Annotated in this window: 12 protein-coding genes; 6 read left to right on the top strand and 6 right to left on the bottom strand. The window is 68.9% G+C overall.

The features are described 5' to 3' along the window. The first annotated feature begins 45 nt into the window (after nucleotides 1–45). Complete coding sequence (gene rnr, locus ACK4TH_RS08700) at nucleotides 46–2,376, top strand: ribonuclease R (protein ID WP_409625167.1); 2,331 nt, start codon at nucleotides 46–48, stop codon at nucleotides 2,374–2,376. A 36-nt stretch (nucleotides 2,377–2,412) separates the two neighbouring features. Further along, nucleotides 2,413–2,961, top strand: coding sequence for a YggT family protein (locus tag ACK4TH_RS08695; protein WP_409625164.1), 549 nt, complete (start codon nucleotides 2,413–2,415; stop codon nucleotides 2,959–2,961). Nucleotides 2,962–3,001: 40 nt separating this feature from the next. Here the strand turns inward: ACK4TH_RS08695 and glp are convergent, their stop codons facing one another. The 3 genes from glp to moaA are packed head-to-tail and all read right to left on the bottom strand — an operon-like array spanning nucleotide 3,002 to nucleotide 6,168. Further along, the gene (gene glp, locus ACK4TH_RS08690) at nucleotides 3,002–4,300 is read right to left on the bottom strand and encodes a gephyrin-like molybdotransferase Glp (protein WP_409625161.1); all 1,299 of its coding nucleotides are present in this window, start codon (nucleotides 4,298–4,300) and stop codon (nucleotides 3,002–3,004) included. 58 nt (nucleotides 4,301–4,358) lie between these two features. Continuing rightward, on the bottom strand, nucleotides 4,359–5,027 hold the full coding sequence (gene mobA / locus ACK4TH_RS08685) for a molybdenum cofactor guanylyltransferase MobA (protein WP_409625158.1): 669 nt from the start codon (nucleotides 5,025–5,027) through the stop codon (nucleotides 4,359–4,361). A 4-nt stretch (nucleotides 5,028–5,031) separates the two neighbouring features. Further along, nucleotides 5,032–6,168 carry a GTP 3',8-cyclase MoaA gene (gene moaA / locus ACK4TH_RS08680; protein ID WP_409625156.1) on the bottom strand — a complete coding sequence of 379 codons (1,137 nt, stop codon included), beginning with the start codon at nucleotides 6,166–6,168 and terminating at the stop codon, nucleotides 5,032–5,034. A gap of 85 nt (nucleotides 6,169–6,253) precedes the next feature. Between moaA and ACK4TH_RS08675 the strand changes: the two genes are divergently transcribed. Continuing rightward, nucleotides 6,254–6,799 carry a TlpA family protein disulfide reductase gene (locus tag ACK4TH_RS08675; RefSeq protein ID WP_409625153.1) on the top strand — a complete coding sequence of 182 codons (546 nt, stop codon included), beginning with the start codon at nucleotides 6,254–6,256 and terminating at the stop codon, nucleotides 6,797–6,799. A gap of 21 nt (nucleotides 6,800–6,820) precedes the next feature. Here ACK4TH_RS08675 and ACK4TH_RS08670 read toward each other — a convergent pair whose 3' ends face one another. After that, the gene (locus ACK4TH_RS08670) at nucleotides 6,821–8,875 is read right to left on the bottom strand and encodes a sodium-translocating pyrophosphatase (protein ID WP_409625150.1); all 2,055 of its coding nucleotides are present in this window, start codon (nucleotides 8,873–8,875) and stop codon (nucleotides 6,821–6,823) included. Between the two features lie 249 nt (nucleotides 8,876–9,124). On the opposite strand from ACK4TH_RS08670, the gene ppa reads away from it, so the two are divergent. After that, on the top strand, nucleotides 9,125–9,673 hold the full coding sequence (gene ppa, locus ACK4TH_RS08665) for an inorganic diphosphatase (RefSeq protein WP_409625147.1): 549 nt from the start codon (nucleotides 9,125–9,127) through the stop codon (nucleotides 9,671–9,673). Here the strand turns inward: ppa and ACK4TH_RS08660 are convergent. Beyond that, entirely contained in the window at nucleotides 9,649–10,878 is a 1,230-nt protein-coding gene (locus ACK4TH_RS08660; protein ID WP_409625144.1) for a GNAT family N-acetyltransferase, read from the bottom strand. The genes ppa and ACK4TH_RS08660 overlap by 25 nt on opposite strands. Between ACK4TH_RS08660 and ACK4TH_RS08655 the strand changes: the two genes are divergently transcribed. Beyond that, complete coding sequence (locus ACK4TH_RS08655) at nucleotides 10,877–12,571, top strand: NAD+ synthase (RefSeq protein ID WP_409625141.1); 1,695 nt, start codon at nucleotides 10,877–10,879, stop codon at nucleotides 12,569–12,571. The two genes, ACK4TH_RS08660 and ACK4TH_RS08655, sit on opposite strands and share 2 nt — an antisense overlap. 129 nt (nucleotides 12,572–12,700) lie before the next feature. After that, nucleotides 12,701–13,039, top strand: a complete 339-nt coding sequence (locus ACK4TH_RS08650; RefSeq protein ID WP_409625138.1) for a P-II family nitrogen regulator — start codon at nucleotides 12,701–12,703, stop codon at nucleotides 13,037–13,039. A gap of 33 nt (nucleotides 13,040–13,072) precedes the next feature. Here ACK4TH_RS08650 and ACK4TH_RS08645 read toward each other — a convergent pair whose 3' ends face one another. Next, on the bottom strand, nucleotides 13,073–13,675 hold the full coding sequence (locus ACK4TH_RS08645) for a TIGR00730 family Rossman fold protein (protein ID WP_409625135.1): 603 nt from the start codon (nucleotides 13,673–13,675) through the stop codon (nucleotides 13,073–13,075). Between the last annotated feature and the right edge of the window lie 13 nt (nucleotides 13,676–13,688).

Below are 13,688 nucleotides of genomic sequence, written 5' to 3'. Positions count from 1 at the left end.
ATACACATGAAGCGGGCCTATCTCCCCGCAGGAAATCCCTTGTCCGTGAAAGAAAAATCCGCTGTTTCCCTCCCCGAAATCGAAGGGGTGGTCCTGGGCCACCGCGATGGCCACGGCTTCGTCGTGCGCGACGACGGCCAGCCCGATCTGTATCTGCCGCCCAACGAGATGCGTGCCGTGCTGCACAAAGACCGTGTCAAGGCGTGCATCGTGCGCTACGACCGGCGCGGGCGCCCCGAGGGGCGCGTGACCGAGATCCTGGAGCGATCCGGCTCGCCGATCATCGGTCGTCTGCTGCACGAGAACGGCGTGTGGCTCGTCGCGCCGGAAGACAAGCGCTATGGCCAGGACGTGCTGATCCCCCAGGGGGCCACCGGCACGGCCCAGCCCGGGCAGGTGGAGCTGACCGATCCGCCGGCGCTCTACGGCCAGCCGGTCGGGCGCGTCAAAGAAGTGCTGGGCGACATCGACGACCCCGGCATGGAAATCGAGATCGCGGTGCGCAAGTATGGTGTGCCGCACCAGTTTTCGGAAGGGGCGCTGGCCGAGGCGCGCGCGCTGCCGGACAAGGTGCGGGCCGTGGACCGCCGCGGCCGGGTGGACCTGACCGACGTGCCGCTGGTGACCATCGACGGTGAGGATGCGCGCGACTTCGACGACGCGGTCTATTGCGAGCCGGCGCGCGTCGGTCGCGGCAAGGGCTGGCGGCTGCTGGTGGCCATCGCCGACGTCAGCCACTACGTGCGCAACGGCTCGCCGCTGGACATCGACGCCTACGAACGTGCCACCAGCGTCTACTTTCCGCGCCGCGTCATCCCGATGCTGCCGGAAAAACTCTCCAACGGGCTGTGTTCGCTGAACCCCGGCGTGGATCGGCTGTGCATGGTGTGCGACATGCTGATCGACGCCAAGGGGCTGGTGCAGGCCTACCAGTTCTACCCGGCGGTGATGCACAGCCACCAGCGCTTCACCTACACCGAGGTGGCGGCGATCCTGCAGAACACCCGCGGCCCCGAGGCGCAGCGCTACGCGACCATGGTGCCGCACCTGCTGAATCTGCACGATGTGTACCGTGCCTTGCTCGCGGCGCGCGAGGCCCGCGGCGCGGTGGACCTGGAGACGGTAGAGACGCGCATCGTCTGTGACGAGGCCGGCCGCATCGAGCGTATCGAGCCGCGCACGCGCAACGATGCACACCGCCTGATCGAGGAGGCGATGCTGGCCGCGAATGTGTGCGCGGCTGAGTTCATCGCCACCCACCACCACCCGGGGCTGTACCGCGTGCACGAGCGGCCGTCGGCGGACAAGGTCGAGATCCTGCGCGAGTACCTCAAGGCGTTGGGGGTGCCGGCGACCATCGGCGACATGCCGGGTCCGCGCGACTTTCAGGCCCTGTCCAAAGCGACGGCCGACCGCCCCGACGCGCCGCAGATCCATCAGATGCTGTTGCGCTCGATGCAGCAGGCCATGTACTCGCCGCACAACGTGGGGCACTTCGGGCTGGCGTTCGACGCTTACACGCATTTCACCAGCCCCATCCGGCGCTATCCGGACCTGCTGGTGCACCGGGTGATCAAGGCCATCCTCAAGGGCGAGCGCTATCACCTGCCGGTCCTGCCGATTCCCGGCGAGGCGCAGGCCAAGCTGGCCAAGCGGCTGGAGGAGCGCGGCGCGTCGGAGGCCATGAAGCGCTCGCGCGGGCGTCCGTCCGGCGAGGTGCTGGGCTGGGAGGCCGCCGGCCTGCACTGCAGCGCCAACGAACGCCGCGCCGACGAGGCCAGCCGCGACGTCGAGGCCTGGCTGAAGTGCAAGTACATGCGCGAGCGCCTGGGCGAGGAGTTTGCCGGCACCGTCACCGCCGTCACCAGTTTCGGCCTGTTCGTCACCCTGGACAGTCTGTATGTCGAGGGCTTGGTGCACATCACCGAACTGGGGGGCGAGTACTTCCGCTACGACGAACGCCGGCAGGAACTGCGCGGCGAGCGCACCGGGGTGCGCTACACCTTGGGCTCCAAGGTGGCGGTCCAGGTCAGCCGTGTCGATCTGGACGGGCGGCGCATCGATTTCCGACTGGTGCGTGAGGATGCGGCGGCCGAAGGCCGACCCGAGCGGGGCGGCGGCCGCCCCGCCGGCCGCACCCCGCGGGAGCCCAGCGCGGAGGCGGGCGAGGTCGCGGACACGTCCCCCGGCCGGCGTGGGCGCAAAGGCGGTTCAGGGGCGAAAGCTGCCGCATCGGCGCCTTCCCGTGGCCGGGAGGCGGCGTCGACGAGTACGGGCAAAGGCCGGCGATCCGCCCCGCGTGCGGCCGGGGCGGGGTCTGCGGCACAATCCCCGGTGTCCGGGCGCGGTCGTCGTGCGCGCCCCGGTCGCGGTTGACGCGGCCGCACGTCTGCCACCTATGCCCATCGGTCCATGCGCATCGTCCTGTTTTTGCTCGACACGCTGTCGTTCTTTTTGATCGGGGCGGCCTTGCTGCGAGGCTGGATGAACACGCGGCGTCTGCGCATGGCCGCCCAGCCGGGACCGTTCGTCATCGCGGTGACGGACTGGATCGTCCAGCCGCTGCGCCGCTCGCTGCCGCGCGCGTGGGCCCAGGCCAATGTGGATTGGGGCAGTTTTTTGGCTGCGGCGCTGTTGGCGCTGGCCTATGCAGGGTTGGTGCACCTGCTGTGGGGCGGCGCGCTGCCGGGCGTGGAGGCCCTGGGTTTTGCCGTGACCGTGCCCCTGATGGCGGTGCAGATGTTGCTGCGCACCGTGTTGCAGGGGTTGATGCTGTTGCTGCTGGTCTATGCGGTGTTGACCTGGGTGCAGCCGTTTTCGCCCTTGATCGGGACCTTGGGGCGGCTGCTGGATCCGGTGCTGGCGCCGGTGCGGCGCATCGTCCCCACCGTGGGCGGCGTGGATCTGTCGGTGCTGGTGCTGCTGGTGTTGCTGCAGGTGGGCTTGATGCTGCTGGGCTGACGCCCATGTGTGGCTGGGCGGGGCCACGGCCGCAGCTGGTTCAGATCACGCCGTCGAACATCATCACATCCACCTCGTCGCCCACGGCCACGGGCCCCTGCTGGTGACCCAGCACGATCAGCCCGTTGGCCTCGACCATCGAGCGCAGCACGCCCGAGCCCTGGTTGCCCGTGGTGCGCACCCGCAGGGTGCCGTCGGCCTCCCGCGTCACGATGCCGCGCTGGTACTCCGTGCGCCCGGGCTTTTTGCGCATCGGCTCGGCGCTGCGGGCGCGCAGCAGCACGGGCGCCGTCTCGCGCGCCCCCATCATGCGCAGCAGGGCCGGGCGCACGAAGGTCAGAAACGTCACCATCACCGCGACAGGGTTGCCGGGCAGGCCGAACAAGACCGTCGGCGCGCCGCCCGCGGGGTCCAGCAGGCGGCCGACCGCCATCGGGCGGCCCGGACGCATGGCGATCCGCCAAAACGCCACATCCCCCAGCCGGCGCATCATGGCCTTGGTGTGATCGGCTTCGCCCATGCTCACGCCCCCGCTGGTGATGACGGCGTCGGCTTGCTCGGCCGCCTGCCGGAAGGCCGCTTCCAGCGCAGCCGGGTCGTCGCGCACCACGCCCAGGTCGATCACCTCCACGCCCAACCGTCGCAGCAGGCCATAGACGGTGTAGCGGTTGCTGTCGTAGATGGCGCCTTCGCGCAGCGGCTCGCCCAATGAGACGATCTCGTCGCCGGTGGAGAAATATGCCACGCGCAGCCGCCGCACCACGGGGACCTGTGCGATGCCGAGGCTGGCGATCAGACCCAGTGCCGCCGGGCCGAGGCGTTGTCCCGCGCGCACGGCCGCCCGTCCGGCCGTCAGGTCTTCGCCGCGCCGGCGCCGGTGATCGCCGGGTTGGACCACGCCGGCGGGGATGCGCACACACTCTTGCGCGCCGTCCCGGTCCGTGCGCACGAATTCCACCGGCACCACGGTGTCCAGCCCATCGGGCATCACCGCCCCGGTCATGATGCGCACACAGGCGTCCGCCGGGATGGGGCTTGACCAGCGGGCATCGCCCGCGTAGCAGGTGCCCACCACGCGCAAGACCGCTTCCCCATCCCCCGACAGGCAGGCTCCCCGCAGGGCGAAACCATCCATGGCCGCGTTGTCGTGCGGGGGCACGTCGATGGGGGAGACGATGTCTTGCGCCAGAACCCGGTCCAGCGCCTCGAAAATGCCGACCGTCTCCGTATCGGTCAGCGGCTCGACCAGTTGAGCAAGAAAATCACCCACGGTCGTGGCGGGCAGGGCCGTGGGGTCGTAGCCCTGGAGTTCGGCGGCGATCTGATCGAGCGTCTTCATGGTTTTGGGGCGCGGTGCGGTGGCTGGCCGACCAGCGGGCACTGGGCGGCCGCAGCGGTCAGGGGGAGGCGGTGGCCTGTTGCAAGGCGTGCAGCTCCCCGCGTGTGTTGATGTTGGTGAAGGCGAGGGGGTCGTCGTCGGGGCGGTCGAAGGACACGACGGCGCAGCGGTGGCGCGCGGTCCAGGCGTCGATTTTGCGACCGCCCTCCTGCAAAAAGGCGCTCAGGCTCTCGAGCAGGTGCGCCCCCAGCAGGCAGAACACGGGCTGGGTGCGAACGCGGCCGTCGGCCTCGGGGGCGGCGGCCATCGCCAGGTCGGCCTGCTGCTCGGTCAGGGCCTGGCACAGCCGTTGTGCCAGATCCAGCGGCAGCCGGGGGGTGTCGCACGGGACGGTCAGCAGGTACGGCGTCTCGCAGTGCATCAGCGCCGTCAGCATGCCCGCCAGGGGGCCGGCGTAGCCGCCCAGCTCGTCGGGCCAGACCGGCACGCCAAAGCCCTCGTACGCCGCCAGGTTGCGGTTGGCGTTGATCATGCAATCGGCCATCCAGTCGCCGTGCTGCATGCGCAGCCGCCACAGCGCGTGCAGCGCCAGCGGCGCCCCTTGAAAGGATTGCAGCCCTTTGTCCACCCCGCCCATGCGGCTGCCTTGCCCGCCGGCCAGGACCACGCCCGTGACCGTTCGCGGTCCAGGCGGCCGGGGCAGCGATGTCGGCGGGGTACTCGTCATGCGGTCAGCCTCCGATGTAGCTCATCTCAATGCGCCGTGCGGCACGGCGCGTCTCGGGCGGCAGCGTGGCGCGGATCTCCGAGTAGCGGTCGGCGCGCTGGCCCCAGATGGCCGCCAGCGACGCGGCGATCTCGGCATCGCTGGCGCCGCCGCGCAGCAGCGCACGCAGATCGTAGCCGCGCTCGGCGAACAGGCACAGGTACAGCCGCCCTTCGGTGGACAGGCGCGCGCGGTTGCAGTCGCGGCAAAACGCCTGCGTGACGCTGCTGATGAAGCCGACCTCGCCCAGCGCCGGGTCGTGGCGGCCATCTGCACCGGCATAGCCCCAGCGCTCGGCGGTCTCGCCGGGGCTGGAGGGGGCCAGCGGCACCAGCGCAAAGGCTTGACTCAACCGTTCTCGCGCCTCGGCACTGGGTAGCACCTCGTCCATGCACCAGCCGTTGGAACTGCCGACGTCCATGTACTCGATGAAGCGCAGCACGATGCCGCTGCCGCGGAAGTACCCTGCCATCGGCACGATCTGTGCGTCGTTGGTGCCGCGTTTGACCACCATGTTGACCTTGATCGGCGCCAGACCAGCATTCTGCGCAGCGGCAATGCCCTCTAGCACCTGCGCGACCGGAAAGCCGACGTCGTTCATGCGCTGGAAGACCGCGTCGTCCAGGGCATCCAGGCTGACGGTCACCCGCTGCAGACCGGCGTCGCGCAGCGCACGCGCCTTGCGTTTGAGTAAGCTGCCGTTGGTGGTCAGCGTCAACTCCGGTGGCGTGCCGTCCACCGTGCTGAGTCCCGCCAGCATCTCGACGAGACGCTCGATGTCCTTGCGCAACAAGGGCTCGCCGCCAGTCAGGCGGATCTTGCGTACGCCCTGTGCCAAAAACACGCGCGCCAGCCGGGTGATCTCCTCGAAGGTCAGCAGATCTGCATGCGGCAAGTAAGGGTAGTCCTTGCCGAATACCTCCTTCGGCATGCAATAGCTGCAGCGAAAATTGCAGCGGTCGGTGACGCTGATACGCAGGTCGCGCAGCGGCCGCCTGAAGCGGTCGAGCAGCCGTCCGTCGGTTACCGCCGCAGTGGTCGGACGGGGGATGGGCAGCGCAGGGGTGCGCTGATCGTGCAGGAGGATGACACGTTCGGCCATAGTGCGCTAGATTATCGCTGGACGGCAGCTGTGGCGCGGGTGGGGTTTCCCACGGGCGACAAGGCTGGCGATGCGAGGAGACACGATGACCCCGAACCGACGCGACTGGATGGTCGGCGCCGGCGCGTTGGCGATGGCCACGGTCGCTGCGCGCGGCTGGTCTCAACCCGCCGATGCCGCCGCGGCCGAAGCTCAGGCGCCGCCTCTGCCGGCGCTCGGCACGTCGTGGACGCTGCCGCTGCTGCCCATGGAGCTGCTGGATGGCGGCCGCTTCGAGCCGGCGCGTGCCGATGGCCAAGTGCTGGTGCTGTACTGGTGGGCCAGTACCTGTCCGTTCTGCGCCGTGACGACGCCGCACCTCAACGCTTTTTGGCAGCGCCACCGCCAGCGACCCGGCTGGCAGTTGCTGACGCTGTCGATCGACCGCACGCGCGAGGCGGCGGTGCGCTACCTGCAGCAGCGCGGCTACGCCTTCCCGTGCGCGTGGGTCACGCCCGACATCCAGCGCGCCATGCCCAAGCCCAAGGGCCTGCCGATCACGCTGGTGCGCGGGCGCGACGGCCGCCTCCTGATGGCCGAGCGCGGTCAGCTCTTTGCCGAGGACATCGACGCCATCGCCCAGTGGCTGTAAGCCGGCCGCCCCCAGCTGTGCTCAGGCCAGCAGCGGCACGATCAGCAGCGCCACGATGTTGATGATCTTGATCAGCGGGTTGACGGCCGGGCCCGCGGTGTCCTTATAGGGATCGCCCACGGTGTCGCCCGTGACGGCGGCCTTGTGCGCGTCGGATCCCTTGCCGCCGTGGTGGCCGTCCTCGATGTACTTTTTGGCGTTGTCCCAGGCGCCACCGCCGGTGCACATGCTGATGGCGACGAACAGCCCGGTCACGATGGTGCCCATGAGCAGCCCCCCCAGGGCGACGGGCCCCAGCGCCAGGCCGACCACGATCGGCACGACCACCGGCAGCAGGCTCGGCAGCATCATCTCTTTGATGGCTGCCGTGGTCAGCATGTCCACCGCTCGGCCATACTCCGGTTTGGCTGTGCCGTCCATGATGCCTGCGATCTCGCGGAACTGGCGGCGCACCTCCTCGACCACGCTGCCAGCGGCGCGGCCCACCGCTTCCATGGCCAGCGCCCCGAACAGGTAGGGGATCAGGCCGCCGATGAACAGGCCGACGATGACCATCGGGTCGGACAGATCGAAGCGCAGCGCCCGCCCGGCATGCTCCAGCTTGTGCGTGTAGTCGGCGAACAGCACCAGCGCAGCCAGCCCCGCCGAGCCGATCGCGTAGCCCTTGGTGACCGCCTTGGTGGTGTTGCCCACTGCGTCGAGCGGGTCGGTGACGTCGCGCACGCTGGAGGGCAGCTCGGCCATCTCGGCAATGCCGCCGGCGTTGTCGGTGATGGGGCCATAGGCATCCAGCGCTACGATGATGCCGGCCATGCTCAGCATCGCCGTGGCCGCGACGGCCACCCCATACAGGCCCGCCAGCGCATACGAGGCGACGATGGCCGCGCAGACCGCCAGCACCGGCCAGGCGGTGGACTTCATGCTCACGCCGATGCCGGCGATGATATTGGTGGCGTGCCCGGTGGTGGAGGCCTGCGCGACGTGCCGCACCGGGGCGTAGTCGGTGCCGGTGTAGTACTCGGTGATCCAGACCATGGCCGCCGTCAGCGCCAGCCCGACCAGCGCCGCCGCCCACAGCCGCCACTGCGTGCCGCTGGCGGTGATGGCGTCATCGGGCATCAGCCACACCGTCACCCCGTAGAAGGCCACGGCCGACAGGGCGCCCGCGACGATCAGCCCCTTGTACAGCGCCGGCATCACATTCTTCATGCCCGGCGTCGCCTTGACGAAGAAGCAGCCCACGATGGACGCCAGAATCGACACGCCGCCCAGCGCCAGCGGATACAGGCTGGCCTGCACCGGGGCCGCGGTCACCAGCAAGGCGCCCAGGACGATGGTGGCGATGAGCGTGACGGCATACGTCTCGAACAGGTCGGCCGCCATGCCGGCGCAGTCGCCCACGTTGTCCCCGACGTTGTCGGCGATGACCGCTGGGTTGCGCGGGTCGTCCTCGGGGATGCCCGCTTCCACCTTGCCGACCAGGTCGGCGCCGACGTCGGCGCCTTTGGTGAAGATGCCACCGCCCAGCCGCGCAAAGATCGAGATCAGCGAGGCACCGAACGCCAGGCCGATGAGCGGTTGCAGCAGTGTGGTCAGCTTGCGGTCGGGCGTCAGTTGCCCGTTGCCGACCAGAAAGCCGTAGAACGCGGTGACGCCCAGCAAGCCCAGGCCCACCACCAACATGCCGGTGATGGCCCCGCCGCGGAAGGCCACTTCCAGCGCCGGCTCGATGCCGCGCGCGGCGGCCTGCGCGGTGCGCACGTTGGCGCGGACCGACACGTTCATGCCGATGAAGCCGCAGGCCCCGGACAGCACTGCACCCACGACGAAAGCCACCGCCGTCACCCCATCGATGGCCACTGCGATCAGCACTGCAAGCACGACGCCCACCGCCGCGATCGTTTTGTATTGCCGCGCCAGATAGGCCGCCGCCCCTGTCTGCACCGCCGCGGCGATTTCCTGCATGCGGGGGTTGCCGGGGTCTTGCGCCAAGATCCAGGTCCGCGCCCAGATGCCGTACACCACGGCGACCAGCGCGCAGACCACCGCAAATATCAACGCGGATTGACCAACCATGCCAGTGTCTCCTCAAAGGGTTCGACTTGGAGGAAGCCAACGCAAGCGAGCCGTCGGCTTCCGCTGCGTTGCTTCCTCACCGCCGGTGCGCAACCGGGCGCGTCCTGCGGCGGTGATTGGCCAACACGATCACTGTAGCGCAAGGTGCGCCGCGATGCACCCCCTGTGTTGCGCCGGCCCGTCAGGCTCGTGCCAGTAAAATCCCTCAAACTCTCTCATCTCCATCACTTTTTTCGGAGCTGCGTACCCATGTCCCTCGACCAAGTCTCCGCGGGCGACAAGATCCCCGACGCTTTCAACGTGATCATCGAAATCTCGATGCACGGCGAGCCGATCAAATACGAGGTGGACAAAGCCTCCGGCGCGATCTTCGTCGACCGCTTCATGAACACCGCCATGCACTATCCGACCAACTACGGGTATGTGCCCAAGACGCTGTCGGGCGACGGCGATCCGGTGGACGTGCTGGTCATCACCCCCGTTCCGCTGCCCCCGGGGGTGGTGGTCACGTGCCGGCCGCTCGGCATCCTCAAAATGGAAGACGAGGGTGGCGTCGATGGCAAAGTGCTGGCCGTGCCGACGGAAAAGCTCCTGCCGCTGTACTCGCGCTGGAAGTCGTACGAAGACCTCAACCCCATCCGCCTGAAGACGATCGAGCACTTTTTCGAGCACTACAAGGATCTGGACCCCGGCAAGTGGGTCAAGGTGATCGGCTGGGGTTCGGTCGAGGAAGCGCGCCAGGAGGTGCTCTCCGGCGTTCAGGCCTATCAGGCTCAGTTGGGCGCCCAGGGCGCCTGACGAAAGGGCGAGTGCGCCTGCAGCGCCGCACGGTAGTTCTCCGTCGCGGCGCGCTCGCGGATCAGGTAGTCGCCCACCGCATCCGCAAAAACGGGGTGTGCCAGCCAGTGGCGGCTGTGCACCACTGCGGGCAGCAGGGCGCGGGCGATTTTGTGCTCGCCCTGCGCGCCGCCCTCGAAGCGCCCGACACCATGCGCCAGACACCAGGCCAACGGTTGGTAGTAGCACGCTTCGAAATGCAAACAATCCACGCGAGCCAGCGCGCCCCAATATCGGCCGTAGGCGGCAGCGGGTGACGCGCCGTCGTCGCTGAGGGCGACCAAGCTGGCCGCGATGGGGGTGCCGGCGGCATCGCGGGCCGTGAACATCAGCCACGTATCCGGCAGGGCGGCACCGACCGAGCGGAAAAATGCCTCGTTCAGGTAGGGCGGGTTGCCGTGTTCCCGGTAGGTCTGCCGATAGCAGCGGACAAAGAAAGCCCAGTCCTCGGCCGTGATGTCGGCTCCCCGGCGCGCCTCGAAGGCCACCCCGGCGTCGGCCACCTTGCGCCGTTCCTGTCGGATTTTTTTGCGCTTGTCTTGGCTCAGACTGGCCAGAAAGTCTTCCCAGTCGGCAAACGGCCCGCCTCGGGTTGGATGGCGGTTGTGCCAGTGGAACTGCACCGTCTCGCGGGCCAGCAGGCCGGACGCATCCGCCGCGGCCCGATCGGCGGCCGTCCCCAGCAGCACATGCAGTGAGGACAGCCCCTGGGCGTCGGCATGGGCCAGCAGCGCCCGCACCAGCGCAGCACGGGTGGCGGCATCGCGGGCCAGCAGGCGCGGGCCCGCCACGGGGGTGAAGGGCACGGCCACCACCCCCTTGGGGTAGTAGCGTACCCCGTGCCGGTGGTGGGCCTCGGCCCACGCCCAGTCGAACACATACTCGCCGTAAGAGTGCGTCTTGATGTACAGCGGTGCCGCGGCGATCAGCGAGCCATCCGCGCGCGACCAAAGCGTCACCCAATGCGGCGCCCACCCGGTGGCAGCCGTCGCGCAGCCGCTGTCGTGCAACGCCGCCAGGTACTCGTGGCGCATGAATGGCCCGCAGGCTTGGCCATCCGGCTGGGCGTGCAGCAGTGCATTCCAGGCGCGGGCCGGCACCGCGCGCGGATCGTGCACGACCCGGGTGACATAATCCGCGCTTTCAGAGGACGTCGGGGCATCCATGGCGATCAAGATCGGGGTGGCGCAGTGCAATTTTGTGGTGGGTGACCTGGCCGGCAACGCCCGCCGCATCATCGACGCCGCTCATGCGGCCCACGCCCAGGGCGTGCAGGTGCTGCTGACGCCGGAGCTGGCCATTTGTGGCTACGCCGCCGAAGACCTGTTTTTGCGGCCTGCGTTCGTCGATGCTTGCGATGATGCCGTGCAATCGGTCGCCGCGCAGACGGCGGCCTTGAAGGGCCTGCACATCGTGGTGGGACAGCCGCTGCCGGCGCCCGCTGCGGCCGGGCCGTCCGCCGGTCGCAGCGTCGGCCGCACGCCCTGCCTCAATGCCGCGAGCGTCCTGTGCGAAGGCCGCATCACCCACCGCTACGCCAAGCGCGAGCTGCCCAACTACCAGGTGTTCGACGAGCGGCGCTACTTCGTGCCCGGCGACCGGCCCTGCGTATTCGAGGTGGCCGATGCCGCCGGGCGCACCCTCCGTGTCGGCCTGCTGATCTGCGAGGACGCCTGGCACGTCCGCCCGGCGGCAGAGACGGCGGACGCGGGCGCGGACGTTCTCTGTGTCATCAACGCTTCGCCGTTTCACATCGGCAAAGGCGATGAACGCGAGCGCGCCATGCGCGAGCGCGTCCTGCACACGGGGCGCCCCCTGGTGTATGCCCATCTGGTCGGAGGCCAGGACGAAATCGTCTTCGAGGGGCGCAGCTTCGCGCTGGATGCGCGCGGGGCGGTGGCGGCGCGCTCGCCCAGTTTTGCCGAGGATCTGCTGGTCGTGGAACTGGACGACGGCCCCGGCGGCCGGGCGGTGCGAGGCCCCATCGCGCCCGAGCCTTCGACGGAGTCGGACCTGTGGCACGCGCTGGTGCAGGGCACGCGCGACTATGTGCGAAAAAACGGCTTTCCCGGTGCCATCATCGGCCTGTCGGGCGGCATCGACTCGGCGCTGGTGCTGGCCATCGCCGTCGACGCGCTCGGGCCGGAGTCGGTGCGGGCCGTCATGATGCCGTCGCCGTACACGGCCGACATCTCGTGGCTGGATGCGCGCGAGATGGCGGCCCGGCTGGGCGTGCGCTACGACGAGATCGCGATCGGGCCCATTTTCGAGCGGTTTCTGTCGGCGCTCGATCCGCTGTTCGAAGGGCGGCCGGCCGACACCACGGAGGAAAACCTGCAGGCGCGCATCCGCGGCACGCTGCTCATGGGGCTGTCCAACAAATTCGGTCACATCGTGCTGACCACTGGCAACAAGAGCGAGATGGCCACCGGTTACTGCACCTTGTATGGCGACATGGCGGGTGGCTTTGCCGTCATCAAAGACGTCACCAAGACCTGGGTCTGGCGGCTGGCGCGCTGGCGCAATGCGAACGACCCCTTCGGCCGCGGGCGCGAACCCATCCCCGAGCGCATCATCACCCGCCCGCCCAGCGCCGAGCTGCGCCCGGACCAAAAGGACCAGGACACCCTGCCGCCTTACGATGTGTTGGACGCCATCGTCGAGCGCTACATGGAAAACGACCGCAGCCCAGCAGAGATCGTGGCCGAGGGTTTCCCGGCCGCGGCGGTGGAGCAGGTGGTGCGGCTGATTCGCGTCAACGAATACAAGCGTCGCCAGGCGCCGGTGGGCATTCGCGTCACGCACCGCAGCTTTGGCAAGGACTGGCGCTACCCCAACACCAACCGTTGGCGGGGGTGAGCGGGCGGGGGCGAGCCGAGACCCCGCCCCGGTATGGTAGATTCCACAGGCTGGCGACCCGGCCGGGCGTTCCAGCGTCCGCCCATCGTTGCCCAGAAGGTTTACCTCGCCGTTTCGGAGTCATCCCGCATGAAGCAGATCACCGCCGTCATCAAGCCGTTCAAGCTGGAGGAAGTGCGCGAGGCGCTGGCCGAGCAAGGCGTGACGGGCTTGACGGTGACCGAGGTCAAGGGCTTTGGCCGCCAGAAGGGGCACACGGAGCTGTACCGCGGTGCCGAATACGTGGTGGACTTTTTGCCCAAGGTGCGCATTGACGTGGTGGTGCGCGACGGCGATGTCGATCGCTGCATCGATGCCATCGTGCGCGCGGCGCGCACCGGCAAGATCGGCGACGGCAAGATTTTCGTCACCCCGGTGGAGAAGGTCATCCGCATCCGCACCGGCGAAGAGGACGACGCCGCCGTCTGATTCCGCCCGCCCGCCTGTCCGCGGCGGGTCCGCTCAAATCTGCTGGAACTGGGCCTGCACCGAACAGCCCGCGGCCTCGACGAGGCGCGGCAGCAAGGCTTGCGGGTCGCTGCCCACCGCCACCAGGTCCATCTGCCAGCCGCTCACGAAGCCGTCGGTCACCGTCTGCGCCAGAAAGCGCAGCAGCGCATCGTAGTAGCCGTCCGCATTCAGGATGCCGACGGGCTTGTCGTGGTAGCCGAGCTGGCGCCACGTCCACACCTCGAACAGTTCCTCGAAGGTGCCGATGCCGCCGGGCAGCGCCAAGAAGGCGTCGGCCCGCTCAGCCATCATCTGCTTGCGCTGGTGCATCGTCTGCACCACATGCAATTCGGTGCAGTCGCGTTTGGCAAACTCGCGTTCCACCAGGCTTTCGGGAATGATGCCGACCACGGTGCCGCCAGCCGCCAGCGTCGCGTCCGCCACTCGCCCCATCAGTCCCTGGTTGCCTCCCCCATAGACCAGCCGTGCGCCGTGGCGGCCAATCCAGGTGCCCACGGCCTCGGCCACCGGCAGAAAGCGCCCGTCGGCGCCGGGGCGCGAGCCGCAATAGACACACAACGAGAATGGCGGTTCGTCCGGGCGAGGGGTGTTCATGCGTGTCGGTGGG

The organism is Tepidimonas sp. (assembly GCF_046292505.1).
Lineage (GTDB): Bacteria > Pseudomonadota > Gammaproteobacteria > Burkholderiales > Burkholderiaceae_C > Tepidimonas.
The sequence above is the reverse complement of the archived record's forward strand: the minus strand, read 5'-3'. Positions and strand labels throughout refer to the sequence as shown.

Coding starts and splice junctions, on each gene's coding strand:
- ACK4TH_RS08695 (WP_409625164.1), top strand. CDS start 2,413: ATGCGCATCGTCCTGTTTTTGCTCGACACGCTGTCGTTCTTTTTGATC.
- moaA (WP_409625156.1), bottom strand. CDS start 6,168: ATGGCCGAACGTGTCATCCTCCTGCACGATCAGCGCACCCCTGCGCTG.
- ACK4TH_RS08675 (WP_409625153.1), top strand. CDS start 6,254: ATGACCCCGAACCGACGCGACTGGATGGTCGGCGCCGGCGCGTTGGCG.
- ACK4TH_RS08660 (WP_409625144.1), bottom strand. CDS start 10,878: ATGGATGCCCCGACGTCCTCTGAAAGCGCGGATTATGTCACCCGGGTC.
- ACK4TH_RS08650 (WP_409625138.1), top strand. CDS start 12,701: ATGAAGCAGATCACCGCCGTCATCAAGCCGTTCAAGCTGGAGGAAGTG.
- ACK4TH_RS08645 (WP_409625135.1), bottom strand. CDS start 13,675: ATGAACACCCCTCGCCCGGACGAACCGCCATTCTCGTTGTGTGTCTAT.
- ACK4TH_RS08655 (WP_409625141.1), top strand. CDS start 10,877: ATGGCGATCAAGATCGGGGTGGCGCAGTGCAATTTTGTGGTGGGTGAC.
- ACK4TH_RS08670 (WP_409625150.1), bottom strand. CDS start 8,875: ATGGTTGGTCAATCCGCGTTGATATTTGCGGTGGTCTGCGCGCTGGTC.
- glp (WP_409625161.1), bottom strand. CDS start 4,300: ATGAAGACGCTCGATCAGATCGCCGCCGAACTCCAGGGCTACGACCCC.
- mobA (WP_409625158.1), bottom strand. CDS start 5,027: ATGACGAGTACCCCGCCGACATCGCTGCCCCGGCCGCCTGGACCGCGA.
- ppa (WP_409625147.1), top strand. CDS start 9,125: ATGTCCCTCGACCAAGTCTCCGCGGGCGACAAGATCCCCGACGCTTTC.